This is a genomic window from Shimazuella alba, from assembly GCF_009831235.1.
Classification (GTDB): domain Bacteria; phylum Bacillota; class Bacilli; order Thermoactinomycetales; family Thermoactinomycetaceae; genus Shimazuella; species Shimazuella alba.
Window position 1 is genome coordinate 188,189 of record NZ_WUUL01000004.1, and the last position, 26,686, is coordinate 214,874.

24 protein-coding genes and 1 other RNA gene are annotated in these 26,686 nt (G+C 38.5%); 23 read left to right on the plus strand and 2 right to left on the minus strand.

The features are described 5' to 3' along the window. The first annotated feature begins 223 nt into the window (after window positions 1–223). The 14 genes from glyQ to GSM42_RS07835 all read left to right on the plus strand — a co-directional run bounded on the left by glyQ (window position 224) and on the right by GSM42_RS07835 (window position 18,842). Window positions 224–1,114, plus strand: a complete 891-nt coding sequence (gene glyQ / locus GSM42_RS07770) for a glycine--tRNA ligase subunit alpha (protein WP_160800984.1) — start codon at window positions 224–226, stop codon at window positions 1,112–1,114. Then, window positions 1,104–3,182 (plus strand): glycine--tRNA ligase subunit beta, encoded by a 2,079-nt coding sequence (gene glyS / locus GSM42_RS07775; RefSeq protein ID WP_160800985.1) that lies wholly within the window; start codon window positions 1,104–1,106, stop codon window positions 3,180–3,182. Before glyQ ends, glyS begins: the two co-directional genes overlap by 11 nt. 442 nt (window positions 3,183–3,624) lie before the next feature. Continuing rightward, window positions 3,625–4,284, plus strand: a complete 660-nt coding sequence (gene ccpN, locus GSM42_RS07780; protein ID WP_160800986.1) for a transcriptional regulator CcpN — start codon at window positions 3,625–3,627, stop codon at window positions 4,282–4,284. Window positions 4,285–4,295: 11 nt separating this feature from the next. Next, the gene (locus tag GSM42_RS07785; protein ID WP_202404847.1) at window positions 4,296–5,111 is read left to right on the plus strand and encodes a pyruvate, water dikinase regulatory protein; all 816 of its coding nucleotides are present in this window, start codon (window positions 4,296–4,298) and stop codon (window positions 5,109–5,111) included. Window position 5,112: 1 nt separating this feature from the next. Beyond that, window positions 5,113–7,767: a pyruvate, phosphate dikinase gene (gene ppdK, locus GSM42_RS07790; protein WP_160800987.1), complete on the plus strand. Its 2,655-nt coding sequence runs from the start codon at window positions 5,113–5,115 to the stop codon at window positions 7,765–7,767. Window positions 7,768–8,163: 396 nt separating this feature from the next. Then, window positions 8,164–9,975, plus strand: a complete 1,812-nt coding sequence (gene dnaG / locus GSM42_RS07795) for a DNA primase (protein WP_160800988.1) — start codon at window positions 8,164–8,166, stop codon at window positions 9,973–9,975. Continuing rightward, on the plus strand, window positions 9,975–11,105 hold the full coding sequence (rpoD, locus tag GSM42_RS07800; protein WP_160800989.1) for an RNA polymerase sigma factor RpoD: 1,131 nt from the start codon (window positions 9,975–9,977) through the stop codon (window positions 11,103–11,105). The genes dnaG and rpoD overlap by 1 nt, the downstream gene beginning before the upstream one ends. A 205-nt stretch (window positions 11,106–11,310) precedes the next feature. Further along, a complete protein-coding gene (locus GSM42_RS07805; RefSeq protein ID WP_160800990.1) occupies window positions 11,311–12,453 on the plus strand; it encodes an acyl-CoA dehydrogenase family protein in 1,143 nt (380 codons plus the stop codon). 103 nt (window positions 12,454–12,556) lie between these two features. Further along, entirely contained in the window at window positions 12,557–13,141 is a 585-nt protein-coding gene (locus tag GSM42_RS07810) for a GNAT family N-acetyltransferase (protein ID WP_160800991.1), read from the plus strand. A gap of 262 nt (window positions 13,142–13,403) precedes the next feature. Continuing rightward, window positions 13,404–14,816 (plus strand): M1 family metallopeptidase, encoded by a 1,413-nt coding sequence (locus tag GSM42_RS07815; RefSeq protein WP_160800992.1) that lies wholly within the window; start codon window positions 13,404–13,406, stop codon window positions 14,814–14,816. Between the two features lie 858 nt (window positions 14,817–15,674). Beyond that, a complete protein-coding gene (locus GSM42_RS07820; protein WP_160800993.1) occupies window positions 15,675–15,845 on the plus strand; it encodes a hypothetical protein in 171 nt (56 codons plus the stop codon). Window positions 15,846–16,404: 559 nt separating this feature from the next. After that, entirely contained in the window at window positions 16,405–16,620 is a 216-nt protein-coding gene (locus GSM42_RS07825; RefSeq protein ID WP_160800994.1) for a hypothetical protein, read from the plus strand. Window positions 16,621–17,028: 408 nt separating this feature from the next. Beyond that, window positions 17,029–17,775 carry a tRNA (adenine(22)-N(1))-methyltransferase gene (locus GSM42_RS07830; protein ID WP_160800995.1) on the plus strand — a complete coding sequence of 249 codons (747 nt, stop codon included), beginning with the start codon at window positions 17,029–17,031 and terminating at the stop codon, window positions 17,773–17,775. After that, window positions 17,739–18,842, plus strand: a complete 1,104-nt coding sequence (locus GSM42_RS07835) for a Nif3-like dinuclear metal center hexameric protein (RefSeq protein WP_160800996.1) — start codon at window positions 17,739–17,741, stop codon at window positions 18,840–18,842. The genes GSM42_RS07830 and GSM42_RS07835 overlap by 37 nt, the downstream gene beginning before the upstream one ends. An 84-nt stretch (window positions 18,843–18,926) precedes the next feature. Here the strand turns inward: GSM42_RS07835 and GSM42_RS07840 are convergent, their stop codons facing one another. Then, the gene (locus GSM42_RS07840; RefSeq protein WP_160800997.1) at window positions 18,927–19,151 is read right to left on the minus strand and encodes a ComC/BlpC family peptide pheromone/bacteriocin; all 225 of its coding nucleotides are present in this window, start codon (window positions 19,149–19,151) and stop codon (window positions 18,927–18,929) included. A 452-nt stretch (window positions 19,152–19,603) separates the two neighbouring features. Between GSM42_RS07840 and rnpB the strand changes: the two genes are divergently transcribed. The 5 genes from rnpB to GSM42_RS07865 all read left to right on the plus strand — a co-directional run bounded on the left by rnpB (window position 19,604) and on the right by GSM42_RS07865 (window position 23,275). Further along, window positions 19,604–20,023: RNase P RNA component class A (rnpB, locus tag GSM42_RS07845), an RNA gene on the plus strand. 385 nt (window positions 20,024–20,408) lie between these two features. Then, window positions 20,409–20,777 (plus strand): hypothetical protein, encoded by a 369-nt coding sequence (locus GSM42_RS07850; protein ID WP_160800998.1) that lies wholly within the window; start codon window positions 20,409–20,411, stop codon window positions 20,775–20,777. A gap of 398 nt (window positions 20,778–21,175) precedes the next feature. Beyond that, window positions 21,176–21,490, plus strand: coding sequence for a hypothetical protein (locus GSM42_RS07855; RefSeq protein ID WP_160800999.1), 315 nt, complete (start codon window positions 21,176–21,178; stop codon window positions 21,488–21,490). 14 nt (window positions 21,491–21,504) lie between these two features. Further along, window positions 21,505–22,572 carry a M42 family metallopeptidase gene (locus GSM42_RS07860; RefSeq protein WP_160801000.1) on the plus strand — a complete coding sequence of 356 codons (1,068 nt, stop codon included), beginning with the start codon at window positions 21,505–21,507 and terminating at the stop codon, window positions 22,570–22,572. A 103-nt stretch (window positions 22,573–22,675) separates the two neighbouring features. After that, window positions 22,676–23,275, plus strand: a complete 600-nt coding sequence (locus GSM42_RS07865) for a DedA family protein (RefSeq protein WP_160801001.1) — start codon at window positions 22,676–22,678, stop codon at window positions 23,273–23,275. A 69-nt stretch (window positions 23,276–23,344) separates the two neighbouring features. Here the strand turns inward: GSM42_RS07865 and ftsW are convergent, their stop codons facing one another. After that, window positions 23,345–24,466 carry a putative lipid II flippase FtsW gene (ftsW, locus tag GSM42_RS07870; protein WP_160801002.1) on the minus strand — a complete coding sequence of 374 codons (1,122 nt, stop codon included), beginning with the start codon at window positions 24,464–24,466 and terminating at the stop codon, window positions 23,345–23,347. Window positions 24,467–24,639: 173 nt separating this feature from the next. Between ftsW and GSM42_RS07875 the strand changes: the two genes are divergently transcribed. From GSM42_RS07875 to GSM42_RS07890, 4 genes are all read left to right on the plus strand, one after another. After that, on the plus strand, window positions 24,640–25,329 hold the full coding sequence (locus tag GSM42_RS07875; protein WP_160801003.1) for a zinc metallopeptidase: 690 nt from the start codon (window positions 24,640–24,642) through the stop codon (window positions 25,327–25,329). Window positions 25,330–25,335: 6 nt separating this feature from the next. Further along, window positions 25,336–25,779 (plus strand): YhcN/YlaJ family sporulation lipoprotein, encoded by a 444-nt coding sequence (locus GSM42_RS07880; RefSeq protein ID WP_160801004.1) that lies wholly within the window; start codon window positions 25,336–25,338, stop codon window positions 25,777–25,779. 154 nt (window positions 25,780–25,933) lie between these two features. Beyond that, window positions 25,934–26,209 carry a DivIVA domain-containing protein gene (locus GSM42_RS07885; protein WP_160801005.1) on the plus strand — a complete coding sequence of 92 codons (276 nt, stop codon included), beginning with the start codon at window positions 25,934–25,936 and terminating at the stop codon, window positions 26,207–26,209. A gap of 86 nt (window positions 26,210–26,295) precedes the next feature. Next, window positions 26,296–26,634 (plus strand): DUF4190 domain-containing protein, encoded by a 339-nt coding sequence (locus GSM42_RS07890; RefSeq protein ID WP_160801006.1) that lies wholly within the window; start codon window positions 26,296–26,298, stop codon window positions 26,632–26,634. Window positions 26,635–26,686 lie beyond the last annotated feature (52 nt).

The following is a 26,686-nucleotide window of genomic DNA, read 5'->3' on the forward strand; positions in this document are numbered from 1 at the left end:
AAGTAACTAGTTTCTCCACTTATTAGCGAATCAGGAAGAGTGCAAGCCTGATAGTGGAACTAGTGAAATGGGCACTCTAGAGCATAGAAAAAGTGAAGTGGGCCATAATAAAGTTCATTTTGGTCAAGTAGGGTGGAACCGCGGGAAACAGCTTCTCGTCCCTATGTGATGATTTATCACATGTGGACAGGGAGCTTTTTTGTATTTTTGGGAGGTGGAATCGTTGAATTTTCAACAGATGATCAGGGAATTACAGAAGTTTTGGAGTGAGAAAGGATGTATTTTGGTCCAGTCTTATGATGTAGAGACAGGAGCAGGAACTTTAAATCCAATGACTTTTTTACGGACATTGGGGCCTGAACCATGGAGAGTAGCTTATGTAGAACCTTCTCGTCGGCCTGCTGATGGAAGATATGGAGAAAACCCTAATCGACTGTACCAACATCATCAGTTCCAAGTAATTATGAAACCAGCTCCGGATAATATCCAAGAAATTTATTTAGAGAGCTTGCGAGTCTTAGGTATTAATCCGTTGGAACATGATATTCGATTTGTAGAAGATAACTGGGAAAATCCAACATTTGGCGCAGCTGGATTAGGATGGGAAGTTTGGTTAGATGGAATGGAGATAACCCAGTTTACATACTTTCAACAAGTGGGGAGCATAGAGACGGAATTGGTTTCAGCGGAAATCACTTACGGCTTAGAAAGATTGGCTTCTTATATTCAGGAAAAAGAAAACGTATTTGACCTAGAGTGGGTGGAAGGCGTAGCATATGGAGATGTCTTTTATCAAGCTGAATACGAGCACTCCAAGTATACATTTGAAATATCAGATGAAACGTTTTTGTTTTCTCAGTTTGATGCATTTGAGCAAGAAGCAGGGAGAGCGTTGGATGAATCATTGGTTTTTCCTGCATATGATTACATTTTAAAATGTTCCCATACCTTTAATTTGTTAGACGCAAGAGGTTCCATAAGTGTGACAGAGCGAACGGGTTACATCAAAAGAGTTCGTAATTTGGCCAGAAGATGTGCGAAAGCATTTATTGAAGAGAGAGAAAAATTGGGTTATCCTCTGCTAAAGCAAGGAGGAGTTAAAAGTGAATCATAATTTTTTATTTGAAATTGGATGCGAAGAGATACCAGCTCGTTTTGTTCGTGATGCCGCGAATCAACTTGCAGATAAAGTCACAAATTGGTTTGCAGATCATCGCATTTCTATCGGTTCCATACAAACTTTTGCAACTCCTCGTCGACTAGCTGTACTGGTAACAGAAGTAGATAAGAAACAGACAGATCGTGCGGAATTATTACGCGGTCCAGCAGCTAAGATTGCAAAACAAGAAGATGGTAATTGGAGTAAAGCCGCGATGGGATTCGCACGGAAAAATGGTGTTGAGCTAACATCCTTAGAGCTAAGAGAGGAAAAAGGAACAGAGTATGTATATGCAGTAAAACAAGAAATTGGACTCCAAACAGAAGAAGTTATTTCCAATTCTTTTTCCTCCGTTTTGGAAAGCTTAACATTTCCCAAAACGATGCGTTGGGAAGCGACCAAAACGAAGTTCATTCGCCCTATTCGTTGGATAGTTTGTTTATTAAATGAGGATGTTATTCCTATATCATTTGCTGGTGTTACGGCTGATCGTATCACAAGAGGTCATCGTTTTCTTGGTGAAGAAATCTCCATTTCAACAGCAGATCAGTATCAACTAGCCCTACAAGAACAATTTGTAGAAGTCGATATGGATAAGAGACAGAACCATATTCGTTTGCAGCTGCTTGAATTAGAGCAACAAAATAGTTGGCATATTCCTATTGATACAGAGTTGTTAGAAGAGGTTACACAATTAGTGGAGTATCCAACTGTTGTCAGTGGACAGTTTGCTACCGAATATCTAAGTTTACCAAGAGAAGTACTCATTACTACAATGCGTGAGCATCAACGTTATTTCCCTGTGCAAGATCGATCAGGTACTCTGCTGCCGTATTTTATTACGATTCGTAATGGGGATAAAAATGCTTTGCAGTATGTAAGTCAAGGTAATGAAAAAGTTTTACGTGCCAGATTAGCTGATGCACAATTTTTCTATTTAGAAGATCAAAAGCTAGATATAGATAAAGCGAAAGAAAAATTAGAGCATATCGTTTATCAAGAAGCACTTGGTTCAATGGCTGCTCGTGTGGAACGTAGTAAAAGATTGGCGCTTGGAGTAGGAGAGAAGTTAGGTCTTACCGAAGAGGAGAGTGAACAACTACTGCGTGCTGCGTCCATTGCAAAATTTGATCAAGCAACCCAAATTGTTGGAGAGTTCCCGGAATTAGAAGGTTATATGGGAAGAGAATATGCTCTACTACAGGGAGAAAATCCTCAAGTAGCACAAGCTCTATATGAACAAGTATTACCTCGACATGCAGGGGATGAGTTACCCACAAGCAAAATTGGTACCATTTTAGCATTGGCAGATCGTTTCGATTCACTTGCTTCTGGTTTTGGGATTGGACTTTCTGCTAGCGGTTCACAAGATCCATACGGATTTCGAAAAAAAGCTGCTGTAGTTGTACAATTATTCATGCATTATCATATGTATAACTTCTCTTTGACAAACTGGATAGACTTAGCCCTAGCTGCTCTAGAAGAGGACGGTAAATTAATCCATCCGAAAATGAAAGTGAAGGCAGAGTTACAAGAGTTTTTTCGTTTACGCTTGAAAGCACTTCTGACGGAACAATCTATTCGTTACGATATTATTGATGCTGTTTTAGCGAGTGAAATCGATAACCTTCCATTTGTTGTACAGAAAGCAGCTGTATTAATGGAGTGTGTGGATCAGCACAATTTTAAATCCGAAACAGAAGGTTTCATTCGAGTAGCGAATTTGGCTACCAAAGGAATGCAGCAAGTGGTAAATGAATCACTATTTGAAGCGGAAGAAGAAACTGCATTGTATCAAGCATTCCATACCGCCTCAGAAGAAGTGAATCAAGCACAAAACGCATCAGATGTATATAAAGCTCTTTCGAAAATGGTACCTGCTATTCATACTTTTTTTGATCATGTTATGGTAATGGTGGACAGCGAAGAAATCAAAGAAAATCGTTTGGCATTGTTAAAGAATATTGATCAATTAGTGAAAACATTTGCTGTTTTTGATCACATAGTATTTGAAGGAGAATAATTTTAACAAAAAACTAGGTTAATTTGCCTAGTTTTTTGTAATTTAGTATGTTCAAGGGAAATGGAATGCTAGTAATGACCCAAAGAAATAGTTATAACAGCCACAGCCTCTACTTCGACATTTTTGATTTAGTTCCCTTTTATCAAGGAGATATTGAGGTATATGGTCCCTTTTTTGTTACTCGAATAACATTCCTTTTTGCGAAAGCAAATCTAAATTTTTATTTATCACAATTTTATGTCTTGTTGAAGTAGAACAGGCAGATAGATGATATAGATGAGTTGACAATACAACGAGATACTTTAATTTTTTCAAACATTTACCCATAGCGATGAAAGTGGGTATGAATGTAGAAGGATAAAATGAAACTTAGCATAAATATTGTTAGTAGGAAGAAAAAGATATAGTATATACTATATATAATAAAGTATGTCACATTTGCATGATAGGAGGTGTAACGATTATCGAGCTTACGAAACGCCAAGAAATCATTATTGAAATCGTAAAAAGTGAAGGACCTATTACTGGAGAGCAGATCGCAGAAAAATTAAATTTGACAAGAGCAACTCTACGTCCAGATTTAGCGATTCTTACGATGTCAGGTTTTCTGGATGCAAGACCACGCGTAGGTTATTTTTATACAGGCAAAACAGCGAATCAATTACTAGGTGAGCATATCAAAAGCTTATCAGTTGGAGAATACAAATCTATTCCAGTCGTTATTCAAGAAAATACATCCGTCTATGATGCAATCTGCACCATGTTTTTAGAAGATATCGGAAGTATCTTTGTAGTGAAAAAAGAAGGTTTTTTAGCAGGAGTTGTGTCACGTAAAGATTTATTAAAAGCAGCGATGGGAAAGACAGAGCTTAACTCTGTACCTGTGAGCATTATTATGTCTCGCATGCCTAATCTGATACTCTGTCGAAGCGAAGATTCCCTTTTTGAGGCAGCTATGCAGATGGTCACCCACCAAATAGACTCTCTTCCTGTTGTGCGTTCTCACCAGACTTCTGAACAGGAGTGGGAAGTGATTGGACGCATTACTAAAACAACTATCGTAAAGGCATTCGTAGAACTAGGACAAGCAATGAAAGTATAGGAGGGAGCCAGTTGTTCAACCATTCGGTTATTTATTTGGTCTCCGATTCAATCGGAGAAACTGCGGAAGCAGTAATTCGAGCAGCAGCTAGTCAATTTGAGTCCAAATCAGTAGAGATTCGCCGCGTTGCATATGTAGGTGATAGGAAAACGATCAAAGAGACGATTGAAATAGCTAGAGAAGAGAAAGCTTTGGTAGTTTTTACTTTAGTTGTGCCGGAAATGCAGCATTATCTGATCAGTGAAGCAGTCAGAAACCAAGTTCCTTATGTAGATTTGATTGGACCAGTGATGAATGGCATCAGTCGGTTACTAGGCAAAGAGCCAAAGAGAGAACCAGGACTCATCCATAAATTAGATAAGGAATATTTTCGAAAAGTCGAAGCGATTGAGTTTGCTGTTAAGTATGATGATGGAAAAGATCCCCGTGGGGTTCTCCGTGCTGATGTTGTCTTGATAGGTGTATCAAGAACTTCCAAAACACCATTGTCTATGTATTTAGCTCATCGAGGATTAAAAGTAGCTAATATACCACTCGTTCCCGAAGTAGAGCCGCCAGATGAATTATATCTCATACCACGTAAGCGTTGCATTGGTCTTATCATTGATCCAGATCATTTGAATAGTATTAGACGTGAACGTTTGAAAGCACTCGGCCTAACATCTGAGGCAAGCTATGCCAATATGGGAAGAATACTCGATGAATTAGATTATGCAGAAAAAGTTATTCGCAGAGTAGGATGTCCTCAGATTAATGTGACCAACAAAGCTGTAGAAGAAACTGCAAACATCATCTTAGACATGATAAACAAACAGGGGTGGGACTAATATGACTACCAAAAAAGTGTATTTGTTTCCAGAAGGTACAAAGGAGAAAAAATTTCTTCTTGGAGGTAAAGGGGCGAACTTAGCTGAAATGACAAACGCTGGTTTACCTGTTCCTCCTGGTTTTACAATCACGACCTCCGCATGTTTGGATTACTACAAAGATGGGGAAATTTTATCAGGTGAATTGATGAAACAGGTACACACGTCTTTGCAACAGCTAGAGGAACAGACAGGAAAACAGTTTGGAAACATTGCAAATCCTTTGTTGGTATCGGTTCGTTCAGGTTCCGTTTTTTCTATGCCTGGTATGATGGATACGATTTTAAATTTGGGGTTAAATGATAAAACGGTTGTTGGTCTTGCTGAATTAACCAGTAATCCACGATTTGCTTATGATTCCTATCGACGATTTATTCAAATGTTCTCGAATGTAGTTCTCGGCATCGACCACTATTTTTTTGAAGAAATCATAGATGAATTAAAAGAGAAGAATGGAGTTTCGGAAGATACGGCGCTTTCGGCAGAGGATTGGCAGAGTGTTATAAAAAAATACCTAGTGTTAGTAGAACAGAAAACAAAATTTCCTTTTCCACAGGATCCAAAAGTACAGTTATCCCAAGCAATTGAAGCAGTTTTCCGCTCTTGGAATAATGCGCGTGCGAAGATTTACCGCAAGATCAATAAAATCCCTGATGACTTAGGAACAGCAGTGAATATTCAGTTAATGGTCTTTGGGAATCTCGGAAACGATTCAGGTACAGGAGTAGCGTTTACAAGAAATCCATCAACTGGTCAAAATGAACTCTATGGTGAGTTTTTAATAAATGCACAAGGGGAAGATGTGGTTGCTGGGGTTCGTACTCCTAATCCTATTTCCGATCTAGAATCACAAATGCCAGCTATCCACAGTCAGTTTGTAGATTTATCTAATTTATTAGAAGAGCATTATGGCGATATGCAAGATATCGAATTTACAGTAGAGCGGGGAAACTTATACATTTTACAGACAAGATCAGGAAAAAGAACAGCTCAAGCAGCAGTGAAAATTGCAGTTGATTTGGTGGAAGAAGGAAAGATAACCAAAGAAGAAGCTTTGCTGCGTATTGATCCAGATCAAATGGATCAAATGCTGCATCCTAGAATTGACCCAAATGTTGAACTACAAGTAATTGCAAAAGGTTTACCAGCATCTCCAGGGGCTGCTTCTGGTCAAATTACCTTTGATGCAGATGAAGCAGAGAGATTAGCAGAAAAAGGACAAAAAGTCATCCTTGTTCGTCCAGAGACAACTCCTGAAGATATCCATGGGATCTTGGCAGCCCAGGGTATTTTAACGAGTAGAGGCGGAATGACGAGCCATGCTGCTGTTGTAGCTCGTGGCATGGGAAAAGCTTGTATCTGTGGCTGTGAACAACTAAAAATAGATTTGCGAGCTGGTATTGTTCAAGTAGGAGCGACTACGTTGAAGCAAGGGGATCACATAACAATTGATGGAAGTTCTGGTCATGTTATTCTTGGAACTGTACCTCTCATCGATCCTCATCTTTCAGCTGAATTTGAACAGCTACTATTATGGGCAGACGATGTAAGGAAAATACAGGTAAGAGCAAATGCAGACAATCCAAAAGATGCAAAGAAAGCTAGGGTCTTTGGGGCAGAAGGCATTGGGTTATGTCGGACAGAGCATATGTTTATGGAACCAAGTAGAGTTCCTATCGTACAACAAATGATTCTTGCGGAGAATGACGAGGAGCAAAAAACTGCACTTGCACAATTACTACCTATGCAGAAAGAAGATTTCAAAGGCATTTTTGCATCAATGGATGGCTTACCAGTTAATATTCGTTTATTAGATCCACCTCTCCATGAATTTTTACCAAACATGGAAGAATTGATAGTAGAATTAACAAAAATGAAGATGCAGCAAACCGATTCTACCTCCTATCTAGTGAAAGAAGCTTTGTTAAAAAAGGTTCGTGCATTGCATGAGTTTAATCCAATGCTTGGTCATCGAGGTTGTAGACTTGGTATGACAAATCCAGAAATCTATGAAATGCAAGTAGAAGCACTCTTCCAAGCAGTTGTTGAATCTAAGCTAGCAGGAATTGATGTAACCCCTGAGGTTATGATTCCACTTGTGGGTCATGTTCAAGAATTAAAAGCATTGCGACGCATGGTAATCGCAGTAGCTGATCGTATTCAGGAGGAAACCGGTACGCATTTTGAATATACAATAGGTACCATGATTGAAGTTCCTCGTGCAGCATTAACTGCTGAAGAGATCGCTGAACAGGCAGATTTCTTTTCTTTTGGGACCAATGATTTAACACAAACGACATTTGGTTTTAGCCGAGACGACGCAGAAGGAAAGTTTTTGCACACATATGTAGAACAAAAGGTTCTCCCAGATAATCCATTTATCGTCCTCGATCAAGAAGGAGTAGGTTCTTTGGTTAAGATGGCTGTAAGAGCTGGTAGAGAAAAAAAACCAGGCTTGAAAACAGGGGTGTGTGGCGAACATGGAGGAGAAAAAAGTTCCATTCAATTTTTTCATGATGTAGGCATTGATTATGTTAGTTGCTCTCCATTTCGTGTACCGATAGCAAGACTAGCAGCAGCACATGCAGAATTAAATAACTCTGTCAAAAAAAATTAAATAATTACACCCGGTTCACCCGGGTTTTTTTATGATTTTTACATACATGTGGGAAATGTTACTATCTGTTTTTTGATAGAAAATCTATTTTTTTGTTGATATTCTTAAGGTATATTAATGATTGTATGTCCTAAAAACGGAAAATTATTCAATTAGAAGGACTCCATATATTTTTGTAGAATAGAGCATATGAGATTGAGAAATCTGTTTCATCTGATTTGGATGAAATGAAATCATGATTTACATGCAAAATAAGAAAATATCTGCTGGAATTCAGGTATGTAAATATTACCAAATAAATTTCTAGTAATTTTGCAGGAGATTCTTTTTTTGCGGCGAACTATTCCAAGTGCTAATCATCTCTGACATGGTAAACAGGTAGGGGCAGTGATGTCGATGGGAAAAATATCTTCAGAGGTCTTAGAGCGAATCCGCAAAGAAGTAGACATCTTAGATGTGGTGGGACAATATGTGAACTTAAAACGAGGCGGTCGCAACTACTTTGGTCTTTGTCCATTTCACTCCGAAAGAACTCCCTCATTTACTGTAGCTGCACACAAACAAATTTTTCATTGTTTTGGTTGTGGAGCCGGGGGAGATGTAATCCAATTTCTGATGGATGTAGAGCAATACACGTTTCAGGAAGCTGTGATTCATTTAGCAAAAGAAAAAGGTATATCAATTCCAGAAGAGGTATACGCTGTTTCTGACGAAGATCAAGCAATTAGCCAGTTGCGATTTGTTTTGTCCACTGCGACTAAGTTGTATCATCATTTTTTATTACACACGCCATATGGACGAGAAGCTAGAGAATATCTGGCAGCAAGAAAAATAAGTATGGAGACCATTAAAACGTTTGAAATTGGTTACGCACCATCTAGTGAATGTTTGATACCTTTCTTTCAAAAAAGAGGTGTAGCTGTTGATTTGCTTGTGGAAGCTGGTTTAGTAGTTGTTCCAGAAGATCAAGCAAGATCGCCTTACGATCGATTTCGACATCGTATTCTTTTTCCAATTGCTGATTCACAAGGAAGGGTAATTGGTTTTGGTGGTAGGGCCCTTGCAGATAATGGACCAAAATACTTAAATTCTCCGGAGACACGTCTTTTTCAAAAGCGAAATCATCTGTTCAATCTTTCTCGTGCCCGGAAGCATATACGTAAGGATGGACAAGCTATTCTTATGGAGGGATTTATGGATGTCATTTCGTTATGGCAAGCTGGCATATACCATGGAATAGCTCCACTTGGAACTTCACTTACAGATACACAAGCTCGTCTTATTGGTCGAAATACAGACAAAGTGGTTCTTTGTTTTGATTCCGATGAAGCCGGTCAAGCTGCGACTGAACGGTCATTGGAAATGATGAAAGAACAATCTCTAAAAGTAAAAGTTGCTCAAATGCCAGTAGGCACAGATCCTGATGAATTTATCCGAAATAAAGGAGCATCTGCTTTTCGCGAAGAAGTGCTTGGAGCAGCAAAACCAATTGCGCAATTTATGTTAAACCGTTTAAAGAGAGGGTTTAAGTTAACAGATGATGATGACCGATTAAGCTATATTGCTGCTGCAATCAAATTTATCGCTTCATTGCCTACCGCAACGGAACAAGATCTATATGTGAGAAATCTCACGGAAGAGTTTCATTTATCGCTTGAAGCAGTAAAAGAAGAGCTCAACAAGCAAAAATTTCCCAAAAAGAAGATCATACAGAGGGATAAAGAAAAAGTCAAGTGGAATAATGGTAATCAAAAGGTTAGCAAACATACGCTTGGAAATTCACCCATAGAAACGGCAGAAAAATATTTAGTAGCCCATATGATACAAAATAAAAAGGTAGCTGGTTGGGTGGAAGAAGAGTTGAAGGATTATCATTTTAAAGGGGATTATGGTTCTTTTATTCCTTCTTTATGTGCTTACTATTCAGAGGGGAATCAAGAAGGATTTGTCCCTGTCATTCAATCGATTCAAGACCCGAATTGGGTGAAAAAAATAACTTCACTCGGTATGCTAGATCTACCTACAGAAGTAAACAAAGAAATGATTATGAACTTGATAGATAGAATAAGGAAATCAGACTTGGTAGAGGCAATAAAGCAACAAGATAAGCAAGTGAAACAAGTTGAAAATGCAGGAGAACCATTAAAAGCAGCAAAGTTGGGATTGCAAGTGATTGAACAATTACGAAAAAAACAGAATTTGGTTTAATGCACGAAAAGAAAGGAGGCATTACTTTGGCAAACGAATCGCATGTGGATGAAATAACATTGGATCAGGCCAAGGAACAATTAATTGAATCAGGAAAAAAACAGGGTGTTTTAACTTATAAATCGATTATGGAAAAGTTAGCATCATTTGAGCAGGACCCTCAACAAATAGATGACTTTTTTGAGGTGTTAACGGAACAGGGCATCGAGGTAATGAACGAAGAAGAAGACTTTAATCATACCGAAGTAACGGAAAACGATGATAATTTTCTACAGAATGATTTGAGTGTTCCGCCTGGGGTTAAAATAAATGACCCTGTACGGATGTATTTGAAAGAAATTGGACGTGTACCTCTTTTATCTGCTGAAGAAGAAGTGGAACTAGCTACACGAATTGAGGAAGGCGACGAAGAGGCAAAAAGAAGACTCGCAGAAGCAAACCTACGTTTAGTTGTAAGTATTGCAAAACGATACGTAGGTCGTGGAATGCTCTTCTTGGATCTCATTCAAGAAGGAAATATGGGTTTGATCAAAGCAGTTGAGAAATTCGATTATCGCAAGGGATTTAAATTTAGTACCTATGCTACTTGGTGGATTCGTCAAGCTATCACTCGTGCCATTGCGGATCAAGCAAGAACCATACGTATTCCTGTACACATGGTAGAGACCATAAACAAATTAATTCGTGTTTCTCGTCAATTGCTCCAAGAATTAGGTAGAGAACCCATGCCTGAAGAAATCGCAAAAGAGATGGGATTAACCCCGGAAAAAGTGAGAGAAATCATGAAAATTGCCCAAGAGCCAGTTTCTTTGGAAACTCCTATTGGGGAAGAAGATGATTCACATCTTGGTGATTTTATTCCAGATGATGATGCAACGGCTCCTGCTGAAGCTGCTGCTTATGAATTACTCAAAGAACAATTGAAAGATGTCTTAGATACTCTATCTGAACGAGAAGAAAATGTGTTGCGTTTACGTTTTGGACTAGATGACGGCCGCACACGTACCCTAGAAGAAGTAGGGAAAGTGTTCGGTGTAACTCGTGAACGTATTCGCCAAATTGAAGCAAAAGCACTCCGCAAGCTTCGTCATCCTAGTCGTAGCAAACGATTAAAAGATTTCTTAGAATAAAATGGGATTATCTTCTTTGGCTCTCCATAGATTGGTGAGCCTTTTTGTGTTCTCATTCTAACCCTATTTGAAAAGCAATGCAAATTAGCGAAGTGGCGAAAAAAGCCTTTATCATCTGAATAAACAAAATAATTGAAGAAAACAAACCTTCTCGCCTATAATAAGGGTGAAAGCGCTGTCAATAAGGGTTGTAGGAGGACGAAGAATGAACTTTGAACTTACGAAAGAACAATCCATGATTCAGAAATTGATGCGTGAGTTTTCTGAAGAAGAAGTGAAACCAGGAGCAGATCAAAGAGATCAAACAGGAGAATTTCCCCATGATATTATCCGGAAAATGGCTAAATTATCTCTAATGGGTCTTAACTTTCCTGAATCGTATGGAGGAGGGGGAGCTGATACCATTTCCTTTGCGATCGCAGTAGAAGAATTGAGTAGAGTTTGTGCTTCTACAGGGATTACCTACTCCGCTCATATATCATTGGGATGTGCACCTATTTATTTATTTGGAACAGAAGAACAAAGAAAACGTTATTTGATCCCTCTTTGTACAGGCGATTCATTAGGTGCATTCGGTTTGACAGAACCGAATGCTGGATCTGATGCGGCAGGTACTCAAACTACGGCAGTTGAAAACGAAGATAATTGGAGTATTCAAGGATCAAAATGTTTTATAACCAATGCAAGCCATGCAAAATTTTTGAGTTTAACTGCATCCACGCACTCCAAAACAAATAATCAAAGACAGATCACTGCCTTTATTGTTCCAACAGGGATTGCAGGAGTATCCATTCAATCAAATTATAATAAACTGGGACTAAAAAGTTCAAATACAACAGAGATTTATTTAGAACAAGTAAAAATACCAAAGGATAACGTGTTAGGGGAAATAGGGAATGGGTTCAAACAATTTTTAGTAACCTTAGATGGAGGGAGAATTGGTATTGGAGCGATGGCCGTTGGTATTGCTCAAGGTGCTTACGAGTTAGCGTTGCAGTATGCAAAAGAACGTGTTCAATTCGGTAAATCGATATCCAAACTTCAAGTGATTCAACATAAGCTGGCAGACATGGCTATGGAGATCGAGTTAGCTCGAACATATGTCTACAAAGCAGCTTGGTTAAAAGATCAAGACAAAAAATTTACGAAAGAGGCATCTATATGTAAATTATTTGCATCGGAAGTAGCAAGGAGAGTTTGTAATCAAGCAATCCAAATTCATGGTGGATGGGGTTATATTCATGACTACAAAGTAGAACGTTACTTTCGAGATGCAAAATTAACCGAAATTGGTGAAGGGACTTCCGAGATTCAACGTAATATTATTGCCCGGGAAATAGGATGTTAGCTTCTTATTTGTACCGAGCGTCAGAAATGAAAGCCTGACGCTTTTTTTAATGACAATTTCTCCTTGTCTATGTAGAATCATAGTGAAGGAGGAAGCTGTCGAGATGTTACCTATATTGGAGAATTTCCCGCATTCTTTTGAAACAGAACGTCTTTTTATCCGAATGCCTCTACCTGGTGATGGAGAAGTAGTACATGAGGCAATGATGGAGTCGGTTGATGAACTAAAAGCTTGGATGCCATGGGCTCAATCTTGTCCATCGAAAGAGGAAACGGAGGCTAATGTGCGTAAAGCTCATGCGCAGTTTTTAGAACGAACAGATCTACGCTTTCATCTTTTTGAGAAAAATACGAAAACTTTTATCGGAAGTAGTGGACTCCATCGTATGGACTGGGCAGCAAGAAAGTTTGAAATAGGCTATTGGTGTCGCTCACCATATTCGGGTAAAGGTTATATTACAGAATCTGTACGCGGAATTTCGGTATTTGCATTTCAAATATTACATGCAAACCGAATTGAAATTAATTGCGATGAACGGAATGTGAGAAGTAGAAAAGTAGCAGAACGTTTAGGCTTTCGATTGGAAGGAGTTCTTCGAAATTACCAATTAGGTGTTGATGGCCAATTGGAGAATGTTTGTGTATATGCACTAACAGATACAGATTTTAAAGCATTACGAGAAAAATAATACATATAATAGATTATAGTTTAATTCCAATAGGAATCATATAAATCATAAATTTCCCATTTGCATTCATTAGTGGAATATGATTAATGAAAATAGGTTACATGGAAACATGTAGCAGCGAGATTCGGATAGGAGAAGGGAAAAAATAAAGGCTAAAAACTAAAAAGCAGATAAATCCTACCAAAAGGATGGTTGCTACTTTCTCTACATGATTTTTTTCCATTTGGTCATCCTAATACTTAGGTACCTATGGAGGAGTGGAATGATGAGACGTAGATTATTAGCATCCATGCTTTTGGTCACAATGGCCATTTCTGCTGTATGTAGCGGCAAATTTGCCTATGCAGAAGAAACTATAACCAATAGACCCACATACCAGATTGAAGCTACTTATGTGGAGAAGCAAGAGATTGTAAAGGGACATATGACTGTTACTTTACCTGAATTACGAGATACTCCTCAAAAAGAAGTTTACTTTCGTCTGTATCCCAATGTTTTTCAGCATTGGAAGTACAACAAAGAAGCGAAACCTACAAAGGCTGGACATATCGCTATCTCCCATGTAAAAGTAGATGGAGTAAAACAAAAGGTTACGATAAAAGATACAGTGATGAAAGTGGATCTTCCAAAACCCTTACCAAAAGGCAAAAGCGCGAAAATAGAGCTTGATTATCAGCTTTATCTTCCTCATGGAGGTACGCGCTTAAACAAATATAAAAATACAGCATTCTTGGCACAATGGTATCCAATGCTAGCAGTCAAAGACAAAGAAGGTTGGCATACAGAACCTTACACTACGACAGGTGATCCATTTTATAGTTCCATGTCTGACTTTGACGTTATCTTTCATGTTCCAAAAGGATATCAAGTTATCTCCACCGCAAAAGATGTTCATCAAGCAAAACAAACGGTCCATTTACAACAGTATAATGTAAGAGATTTTGTGGCAGTTCTTACAAAAGATTATCAGGTGTTAAGTGGTAAATCAGGAAAGACAAAAGTGAATTTATGGTATACCAAAACAATGAAAGATGTCAGTAAACCATTACTTCATGCAGCAGTAGATGGTTTACAGTTTTATGGCAGTCGTTTTGGTGAATATCCTTATCAAGAAGTGGATGTAGTGCTGGGGGAAACAGGTTTTGGTATTGCTGGGATGGAGTACCCAGGTTTAGTCACCTCTCTCCCTAAAGTTCCAACATCTGATGGCATTGCACCTGCTGTAAATGTGGTAGTTCATGAGTTAGCACATCAATGGTGGTATGGAGTGGTCGGAAATAACCAAGTAAAAGAACCTTGGCTGGATGAAGGCTTAACCACATTTTCTGAATTTCTCTATATGCAAAAGCAGATGAAACAGGATGATGAGCCTTGGTTAAAGCGTGTAGCAATAAAATCGGATGAAATTCATCGATCAGCAGGAATTCACTCTGCACAACGTCTCTATGATTATCCTGATGAAGTTTACGGAATTATGGTTTACCTTCGTCCTGCTGCGATGATGTTTGCTTTAATACATGAGATTGGCGAAGAGAAAGTGATGAAAATCTTAAACTCGTACTACCATCAATATCAATTTAAGACAGCAACTACTGCTGATTTTATTCGAGTGGCAAATCAAGTGGCGGAAAAAGACCTCACACCATTTTTCCAACGGTGGTTGTACTTTAAATAATTTAAAGAGCATTCGTGGTGTGAATAAGAAAGAAGGCATACCTTAAAACCACACTCCTTTTTGGGAGTGTGCTTTTCTTTTTATAGGAATAATATTAGGGGTCTCTAGCATTAACGGATCTTCGATTTGGATATTTTTGTTAGTGAATTACACAGTTAGAGACAGAAATAATCTCTTATCTTTAGAGGCTAGATAAGAGATTATTTTTTGCCAACTTTATAGAAAAGGTTTACCATTACATTTCTGGGTGACTGGCTCTTATAATGCGAGAGAACTGCTTCAAGGAAGCAGACTGCCCAGTGACCGCTACAGATGCGGTTCTCCACCCTGGGGGAGACTGATCCAAAGCCATCGATCTTCCGCGAGCACTGCGACATACCAACGCTCGCAGTACTTAACCCAGCTGTGAGGAATCAATTCCTCACAAGGGAGCTCGAACGCCTTGACCCTCCTGGATGTAGGAGAGTTCCTTGCCATCCTGAGGGATGAAGATCTTGTCACCAGTGTGGGTTCAGTCGTCTGCTTCTTAAAATTCTTCAGATCGAAGCCAACCGGAGCGTCATCCAGTTGGAACAGACAGTTGTTCCAGTTGGTGTCCCAGCCGGTCGGATCGGCCTGCTGATCGAGATGAAATCCATCTCAACCTCCTAGGTGTTTACGGGCAGAATTAGTTAACTTGATTATACAAACAAACTTTAAATGAAGAAATTTTGACTAAATCTTCTTACTTAAACCTTGTATTCGATTTGGGATCGGATGATGTATGAGAACTAAACCTGCAAACATTATATAAATGAAATCGATTTTATATTTCAATTAAAAAAAACTCAATAATAAGTAATAAGGGAGGTATTTTCTTTGAAAAAATCTATAAATGTAGAGCAGTTTAAGAAAGCAGCTAGTAATTCTGAGTTATTAAAGACAAATATTGTTTCTTCAGCAATTATCGAAAATTCTGGTGCAGACTTAAACGAGAATCTATTTCAAATGGTTTCCTTTTTATTTTCCCGTATTTTACATTGGAAATAAATAGAAAGGGATTTTAAAAAGATGAACTTTCTGTATGATGAGTAATTGGAAACATGGAGAAAAAATAGTATTGATGAAATGTATGGTCTGCTGCGTCAACTTTCATCCGACTTTCGTACGAGATAGGAAAGATTTCCTAATCAATGGGAATACTTACTGTTAAAAAATATTTTGCATACAGTGTCTATGCTGTCGATGCAGAAGATTATGGTTTATGGAGAAAAAATTAGAATTTCGGGACAGTATACACGATAACTCTAATAATATTTACATATCATAATAGGGAGTGGCTTTTTTAGATAAAGCGTATTGTCCTATACATAAGGGATTGAGTGAGAACATAAGACAACATATCGATTACTTACACTAGAAGCATTGGAGTTAAGTTTTGATAAGTTATCGTTGTCCTATATCAAAGATGCTTGGGATATCATCAACCATGCTGGGTTTATTGAACATGTAAACCAATATGGAAATATAATCTTACATCAAGATATTGTGGATGATCCAAAAAATTGACGGTATACAGTAATTTGTTTCAAGGAATCATTTACACGGATTGGAGCGAAAATTCCCTTTATTATGCAGAGTCCATGTTCATGAAGCAGCGCATTCTCAATCTAATTATCATTTTCAACAATATCAATTTGAAGTAGATGGTACAGAATATTGGTCTCCATGGAGATGGGCATTGGGCTTTTTCTTATTGGTATCGGTTTTATCACCAATTGTCGAAACAAATAGTTACCTCATCTGGTTACAGAGCAACAAATAGGTGCATATAAGGAGCGATCTTTAATCGAAGGGGAGCGATTTCGCTACAAGAAATTTTTAAAAGGCTGAATAATGCGAAGTTAAGAAGGTTATTCGAACTACTAGATCAAAATAATCAATTCTTTCCTCTAAATTAAAATTGATTCAGAATGAAAACAAAAATAGGGAATCTGGATATAGAACAGCGAATTTTTTATGCTGTTCTTTTTTATTGATAGTATGATTTTTGATGCAGCATGAGATGAGTTTTGCATATTGCATAGAAATTTTTGTTATATAAAAAATTTGATTATGGCTTTACATACTACATTTCATGTTCTCTTTAAATCTGGAATTCCGCCTAATCTTTCTTTGGAAATAATGGGCTTTTTTTCGTTATAATAAAAAGGATATGGAGGAGTGTTTTTCGATGATGAAAGATTTTTTGTCCAAACGTCTGATGGAAGTAGCTAAGTTTGTACCTCAAGGGGTTTGTGTTGCAGATATTGGGGCGGATCATGGTAAGTTGCTTGTCTATTTAGCAGAGCAAAAAAAAATTACAAGTGGTATCGCTGGAGAGTTAAACCGCGGTCCCTGGAAAAATGCTTCTGCTTTTGTACATAAAACAGGTCATCAATCATTAATTGATGTTCGACAAGGTAATGGATTAGAAGTGATCGATGAGAAAGTCGATGTTATTGTTATTGCTGGTATGGGAGGAGCACTTATTGCAAGTATATTAGAAGATGGTCAAGCAAAGTTGAAAAGTACTCGCAGATTGATCCTTCAACCCAACATAGGGGAGAATCGTCTCCGAAAGTGGCTGGAAGAACATCACTGGGAGTTAGTAGAAGAAGAGATAGTACAGGAAGATGGTATTTATTATGAAATTCTAGTAGCTGAACCAAATGTAAAAGGACACTCAACTTATGATCAACTTCCACTTTCCAAAGAAAGATTTTATCAAATAGGGCCATTGCTATGGAAAAAGAAACATCCTTTATTGGTGCCAAAATTACAATTGTCTCTACTTCGTAAATTGGAAGTAAGGAATCAATTGAAACGAGCAAAACAGGAAAGTGTAAAAGAAAAGATTGCTGAGATAGATGCAGAAATCAGAGATAAGGAGCAGGTGATTAAATGGCTATCAATGGAAAAACACTCATCCGATACTTAGAGAGAATCGCACCCCCTAGTTTAGCATTGGAAAAGGATCGAATCGGTTTTCAGTTGGGAAGTTTAAATCATCAAGTGACAGGTATAGTGGTAGCACTTGAAATAACTGAAGCAGTAGTGAATGAAGCAATATCAATAGGTGCAAATTGGATTTTTACCCATCATGCCCTCATTTTTCAACCTCTTGGTTCGATTCGAACAGACCAACCTAGAGGAAGAATCCTAGAAAAGTTAATCCAGCATCAAATACAAGTGTACGTAGCACACACTAATCTGGATACTGTTGCCAATGGTGTAAACGATGTTTTGTCAAAGGAGATTGGCTTGCTAAAACCTAAGACATTTCTCGTTCATGGGGAAGATCAGCTTCTTAAATTGGTCGTATTTGTTCCAACTTCGCATTTGGATGTGGTACGAACTGCGATTGGGCAAAGTGGCGCAGGTGCTGTAGGAGATTATAGTTATTGTTCATTTGCTACAAAAGGAACAGGCACATTCTTTCCAGGTGAAGGGACAAATCCTTATATAGGTAATAAAGGACAGTTAACCGAGGTAGAAGAATATCGATTAGAAACGGTTTTGCCAAAATCACTTCAATCACATGTGGTCCAAGCAGTATTATCTGCTCATCCGTATGAAGAAGTTGCATATGAGTTGTATCCATTGGAACAAAATATACCTTATGGAATGGGGAAAATTGGTTTCTTACCTATTGAGGTTTCCTTACGAGATTTTGTTTCTCATGTAAAAACAGTTTTTGAATTAAAACATGTACAAGTTGTTGGTAAAATGGAGTCAAAGGTTAAAAAAGTTGCAATCCTTGGCGGTGCTGGTAGCAGGTATGTATCAGAGGCAAAACAACAAGGTGCTGATGTTTATATTACTGGAGATATAGATTATCATACAGCACAAGCTGCTTTAGAGGAAGGAATATGTTTGATCGATGTTGGACATGCAACTGAACAACGGGTAATACCTTCCGTCTGTGAACAATTAGAAATGCATCTTCCAAAAGAAGTCCAAGTTTATCCTTCACGGGTGAATTTCAATCCTTTTCAGACATGTTGAAGCAGAGAGTAAGGTTTTATCCCTTTTATGCATTTTGAGTAGGGTGAACGGAGTTTCTTTATATAACTCCGTTCACAAGATGGATTAGCTGTTCTTCTTTTTCTTAGCCACAACGTATACTGCAGCACCAACCACAGCACCAGTTGTAGCGCTGATTCCATCAACAGCTCCACCAGCAATGGCTCCACCAGCAGCAGCGGCTGCACCCTTTGCCACTGTCTTACCGATTTCAACCGCCTTGGTCTTAGCCGCGTCAATCTTATCCTTGGCTTGATTCTTGAGGCTGTCAACCTTCTTGACCTTAGCCATTGTGACCTCCAAGTTAGAGTGAGCCCAGTTGCTCACAACAGTATTATATCTTTGTGAGCGAGAAAACTACAAGCTTCAGTGATGGAAATGAGAGCGAAGTCAGAAAATGGAAGGGTGTTTTTTTCCCTCTCATAAGCCTGACATTTTTGAAAAAAGATCTGTACAAATTTTGATTCGTATAGTGATATGCACCATGAGCGGCGATAACCAAGCTGCTTAGTGATAGTGATTAATGGAATATCTAAACAGTGAGGCTCATGGGATAAGCTTGGAGTGAAGTAGTCATAAGACTACCATCCCAAGAATCCATCGCATTCATGCGTGGGGAGGGCTCAAATATAGGTTATTTCTAAAAGCAATAAGTTTGTTAGCAATAGTTTGAATTCATTTGGCAAAATCCCTATATTATCCATTTGAATACTGTCTTTCCGTTTGTTATAATAGTCTTTCGTGGAAGTAAACAGAGCAATCGCCGGTGGATAACCGCAAGGTACCACGGGAGGAAAGTCCGAGCTCCATAGGGCAGGGTGCCGGCTAACGGCCGGTGGGGGCAACCCTAAGGCAAGTGCCACAGAAATGTAGACCGCCGATGGAGGGAAACCTCACAGGCAAGGATGCAACGGTGCGGTAAGAGCGCACCAGCAGCATGGGAACATGCTGGCTAGGTAAACCCCACCTGGTGCAAGACCTGATAGAGAACCCGTATCCTTTGGATACAGCTGTTGCCCGCAGTGGTTCTGGGTAGGTCGCTGGAGTTAAGTAGCAATACTTAACCTAGACAGATGATTGCTGCTCCAATAGTGGGAGATACTTACAAGCTATCGATGACCACATAAGGAGAACAGAACTCGGCTTATTGGTTGCTTCCATTTGAAGCTTGTACAAGACGCAAAAGCGTCTTTTTTTGTTTTCTTTTCTTATCAATGTAGTTGAACCTGTTTTAGCATATCTTGGGAACAAGATAAATCTCGACTCAAAAAGTAGGATATTAGTCTCAGATTGAAGAAAAAGTACTTCTGAAAATCGTGTACTGAACCCTAAAAATTCGCTTTTTGAACTAGCTTAATGGTTTTTCTACAGTTTGTAGCCTGTTGTTGATGGCATATTTCACCTGCAATGATTGGAAAACTCTCTCAATAAACATTTGTTGTCCAATTGCCATTCCTAAAAGTTCAAATATATTATATTATCTAGATACAGGAGTTCCGCAACCGCGTTTGAGCCCCTTTTTTTGAGTGACCTTGGAGGGTCAGAACTATGATCAAGCGGCTTTTTGGCTACCGTACCAATCAGCAGCAGGCAACGGAGTCCGTCAACACCCCGGCTGTGGAGTACCACGTACTTCAAGAGTTCGAGAATTCAAAGTACCGCGGCGGGTGCATGTTCGATGGTCGCTACATCTCGATTTATGTCACCACCGGTGACGTCAACATGATCGAGATGCACTTGAACTTCAACGTGTGTGGGCGTCTCTTCTTGGACGAGGTTATCGAGACCGTCGACTCTGAGAAGGACTACCAGGTTTCTTTCGGTGGCATCGGCAGCTGCACGGTGCGGATCCAAACGGAAAAGGGATTTGTGAAGTTCGCGATCATCGAACTTAGTGTGATCGAACCCAAAATCTAACGGGATCCTTCCAAGGCCGCTCAGGTTCCGCGAACACACACCACGTGTCCCGCGGAGCCAGAGCAAATAATCACTTTTCTATAAAAGAGCCAATTGTTGCTGGCTTCAGCTTGTCGAGACAAAGTAAGAAGGTCGACAAGCTTTTTTGTTAAATAAAAAGAATAAATGAGGGATCACGTTACTAGCGAAACATAAAAAAGAAGAAAGTAATCAGCACGATCTCATTTTGCTAACACGAACCTCAAGAATTTAGTCACATGGCGGTGACGCAGGCTCCGCTATCTTCGTTTTTTTTATTTGTCTATGTTAAAACTACTTCTGAAAATCGATTCAGAAGTAGTTTTTCTTCAGTCTGGGACTAGAATAGGATACTAGTCTTTTTTGGTAAGTGGATAATAATGCACATCTTGGTTCATCCTATAAGCAAAAAGGCAGGTCGACAAATGGAGCCATTTGCAAGCTATCAAGCATACTTGGATCGTTATAAAACCTATTACGATGAAGAAGGTGATGGTAGACCTAGTATGCTGACTTCCCATGAATTCGAGGAACAATTTCGATTGCTTCGTGATAGTTATCAAGCATATCATGATCTGATTCAAATGGGTCATACGACAGAAGCATCCCTATATTATTCGCAAATCATTAATCAACTAGAAAATTCATTAGCGATCGCAGATGCATCTGACAATTTTGGACAAGAAATATTTTAAAGGAGATCATATAAATGCGATTGTTGCAACGATTGACAGAAGCAAATGGTGTTTCTGGATATGAACATGAAGTTCGTAATTTGGTAAAACAGGAACTACAACAGTTTGATGTCTCGATTATTGGAGATGGACTGGGAAGTATTTTCGGAGAAAAAAAAGGAACATCAGACAAACCACGTATTTTGATTGCAGGCCATTTAGACGAAGTAGGATTTATGGTGACAGAAATCACCAAAACAGGTTATTTGCGATTTGCACAGCTAGGTGGTTGGTGGAGTCAAGTTCTTTTATCACAGCGAGTACTTATTATGTCTGGAAATCGTAAGTTCACTGGTGTGATTGGTTCAAAAGCGCCCCATATTTTAGCTCCAGAAGAACGAAATAAGGTATATCCGATAAAAGAAATGTATATTGATGTAGGAGCACATAGTGATACGCAAATTAAAGAGTGGGGAATTCGTATCGGTGATCCCATCGTGCCTGTCTGTCCTTTTGAAATACTTCCGGATCAAGATACAATATTAGCGAAAGCATTAGATAATCGATTTGGCTGCTATGTAGCTTTAGAAATATTACGTCGCTTACAAGTAGAAGAGCATCCCAATACGGTGATTGCAGGGGCAACGGTTCAAGAAGAAGTAGGTCTTCGAGGTGCTCAAACAGCTGCTCATTTAGTGAATCCTGATGTTTCATTTGCAATTGATGTGGGAATAGCAGAAGATTCACCAGGACAAGAACATTCCAATCATCCAAAAATGGGTAAAGGTCCATTGGTTACTTTTATGGATGCTACCATGATACCAAATATCGGATTGCGAAATTTAGTGATGGATACTGCTGAAGAGAACGGAATACCAATTCAACACGAAACGATGCTTGGGGGTGGGACAGACGCTGGCAAATTTCATATGAACAACAATGGCGTCCCTTCAATCGTAATTGGAGTAGCTGCACGCTACATTCACAGCCACGTATCAATGGTAAGCAAAAAAGACGTGGAAAATGTAGTAGATTTAATGGTCAAAGTCATTCAAAAAATAGATGAAGATAAACGAAATGATTTCTTATCTTTTTCTTCTTAAAAAACGGTTGTTTGTTGGACCGTTTTTTTGCATTTGGTGAAATTGTATTTTTTATGGTATTGTATATTCTAGCTAATAATGCGTTGGTAAACGGGGTTGTACCATGGATCAATGGTTAGTTGAGTTTTTACAAGACTATGGAAATATCGGTGTATTTCTTTTTTTTGTGCTTGGCATTGTTGGATTACCTCTACCTGATGAGATTATGTTAACATTTCTTGGTTACCTCTCTTCTATTGGGCAGTTGCATCTTATTTCTACCTTCCTTAGTGCCCTATTAGGTTCCGCTACAGGTATTTCTTTAAGTTATATATTGGGTAGGCGACTAGGTTATCCTTTTTTACGTAAATATGGGAGTAAAATATTTATTACTCGAAGACGATTGCGCATTACTAATCTCTTATTTCGCAAATACGGGAGTGCTCTGTTATTTGTCGGTTATTTTATCCCAGGAGTACGACATGTAACGGCTTATTTAGCTGGTATTGCACGTATGTCTATTGCGAGATTTATGGTGTTTGCTTATATAGGGGCATTTGTTTGGTGCTTTACTTTTATTGGATTAGGTCATGTACTAGGCTCCAATTGGGAAGTAGTATTTGAATACATTCATCGCTTTGGTGCAAAAGCTCTCATCTTTATCGTGCCACTTGCTGCTATTTCGTATGGTTTTTATTATTGGAATCAGAATCGCGCTCGGTAAATAAAAATCATAGATAATGTTGTTTTTTACATACTTAAACCTGCTATCAACATAAGATAGCAGGTTTTTTTATTTTTCATCAGCTTTTACAGCAGGTTTATTTCTCACAGCTTGATAGCGCGAAATATTTAACAATATCCCAGTAGCAACCAATTGGAACATAAGCGAAGAACCACCATAACTGATAAATGGCAGTGGCACACCAGTAACAGGTAATAACGCAGTTACAACTCCGAGATTAAACACTACTTGAATCGCGAATAGGCTGACGATCCCGATTCCAAGTAAAGTTCCAAACAAATCTCTAGCTCGAAGCGAGATGCGAACACCTCTTATCACATAAATAGCAAATAGAATAATCAGTGTACCTGCCCCTATAAAACCTAGTTCCTCGGCAATGATAGAGAATATAAAATCTGTGTGTGCTTCTGGTAAGTATGCCATCTTTTGAATGCTTTTTCCAAGCCCTACCCCCGTAATTCCTCCAGGACCAATAGCATAAAGCGAATAGATTACCTGATAACCATGATTTTGTGGATCGCTAAACGGATCGAATAATGCCATAACGCGGTTTATTCGGTACTGATCGAGAAATAGTACACCAACTAATACAGGTATACCTGCACTAACTAGCAAAAACAGTTGACGCAGCTTAGCGCCTCCACAAAAGATGATTATCATGCAAGTAGTAAAGATAATAATGGTCGCACTGTAATGCGGCTGTATCACCAGTAGACCACAAAAGATCGTAATTACGGTCAGAGGAGGTAAAATTGTCTTTTTAAAATTGTGGAGAACCTCTTGTTTCTTAACCATGATAGAAGCTGTATATAAGATCAGTACAATCTTTACAAACTCCGATGGCTGGAAAGTAAAAGACCCAATCTTAATCCACCTTCGAGCTCCGTTTGTTTCATCAGCGAACATCAGAACAAAAAGTAACATCAAAAGAGAAACCAACAAAAATTTTCCCACATGTTTGCGATACCAATGGTAGGGGATATTGGAAAAGATAAAAAAAAGAACCAAGCCAATTCCAGCAAAAATCAATTGTTTGTTAAAAAAATAATAAGCATTTTGATAATCAAGAATGCCTTTATAGTAGCTTGTACTAAATACCATTACAAGACCGTATCCGACCAAGATAAACGACAAAAGGATAAGCCAAAAATCCGGCTTTGTTCGTTGCATTGAAAAACTCCTCATTTGCATGTTCTTGGATATCTTATCAAAAGTAAAACCAAAGCTCTAGTTTTGCACTGAAAAAGGAGAGGAATAAGAAAAAAGCACTCTATACCCATATTTTCCATAGTGGATAAAAATCCTTCACTTGCACAAGATAGAAAAAGAAAGTAGGGATTTATATGTTTTTTGTGATTGATATTTTTCTAATGGTCATTGCAGTGGTGATTACGGTTTGGGCACAGATAAAAGTAAAGTATGCTTTCCGCACTTGGTCAGGTGTACATGCAAAATCAGGATACACTGGATTAGAGGTTGCCAGATATATCCTAGACCAACATGGATTACACCATGTCACAGTTGAGCCGATTAGAGGGAGTTTTAGTGATCATTACGATCCTCGATCAAAAGTAGTGCGTCTATCTGAGGCGGTTTATGCAAAAACTTCCTTAGCTGCTATTTCAGTAGCTGCTCATGAATGTGGACATGCTTTGCAACACCAAGAAGATTATGGTGCTCTAGTGATTCGTCACAAGTTGGTGCCACTATTAAACATCACTTCAGGAACTGCACCTTTCCTACTTTTAATTGGTTTTTTTCTGCAATTATCAAACCTGATCCTAGTAGGGATTATTTTCTATCTGATAACGGTAGTTTTCCATCTTGTTACCCTCCCTGTGGAATTTAATGCAAGCAATAGGGCAAAACAGATTATTTTTTCAGAAGGAATCATAGCAAGAGACGAGGAGTCAGGGGTAAAGAAAGTGTTAAATGCTGCTGCACTTACTTATGTAGCAGGGGCATTAGTAGCCCTCATGGAACTAATTCGGTTTATTTTACTTTATATTCTTTCTCAAAATAATGAGAGGTGAAATGTTTTGCATAAGTGGATGATTTGTCTTATGGTTGGACTTCTTACAAATGCCGTAGGATGTGCAAGGTATCAATCAAAAGACCCAGTACAAGAACAAAATATGTTACCAACTAGATATCATACCAATATTAATCATACCAACCCGCTCTATACGAACAATGCCAACTTTATCACCGACAAATCTCCTACTTCAGGGGCAAGAGTCAAAAAAGAGATCGCCAAAAAAATAATACAAACGTACCCACAAGTAGAAGCAGCTACGGTAGTCGTCATTCGAAATCAAGCATATGTAGCTGTGTCTCTAAAAGAGAATAACAAGAGATTAGGGCATCTTCGTGTAGAGATACCAGCACTGGTCAAAGATATGGATGTAGCTATCGAAAAAGTACATGTATCGTCTAACCCGAATTTCAGAAAAATGGTTGAAAGATATTCACATAAGCAGTAGCAGATGGAATAATAATTCCATCTCTTTTTTTGAAATTAGACATTGAAATTCAATTGGAAAAAGCTTGCTGATTGGGAAGTTAACTTTACTGTAACCTTATAATTCGTATATAATAAAAAAATGAAACGTTGATGTTGATAGGAGTGTCTCAATCGTGAAACGTTTAACGCCTATGGAAATTTTTAACAAAGACTTTAAACAATCTATGCGTGGTTATGATGTAAACGAAGTAAATGAATTTCTTGACCTTGTTATCCGAAGTTACGAAGACATACTCAAAGAGAATGAGTATCTAAAAGAACAACTAACAACATCGAAAAAACAAAATACTGCAAGACATAAAGCAGTTCAGGCGAACATGAGTGAGTATGATGCTATAATAAATGAAATATTGACAAGATTAGAAAGAATTGAGAAAGTAATGCGCTAGGAAATAGATAACAATTTTATCAGTGTATGTTTTTATTCTGATCGAAGAGACTAAGAATAGTTTCCTAAGGTCAGGAGGAGCATTCAATGGATACGAAGGAGAAGAATCAGCTAGAAAATCTTGACAACAAAGATAAAAAACTCGATGTAGAAGCTGCTGCAGAGTTATCACCGTCTAATGTAAATCCAGTTGACACTTCTCGTACGGAGAAAAAAGAAGTCGATGGTTCTGGGATTGGTGTAACCGCTCTAATCTTGTCCTTATTGGCCTTTTTCTTGTTTCCCTTTATTCTGTCCGCACTTGGAATCATTTTGGGGATAGTGGGAGCACAAAGAGGCAGTACTGCCGGATGGTGGGCAATTGGTATTGGTGCGTTTGTTCTCCTTGTCAGGATACTAGCATTTCCTTTAATGGCTATTTTTTAGCAGCCTCTCCATAGAGAGGCTTTTTCTTTTCAGTCTAAGATATCTATTATAT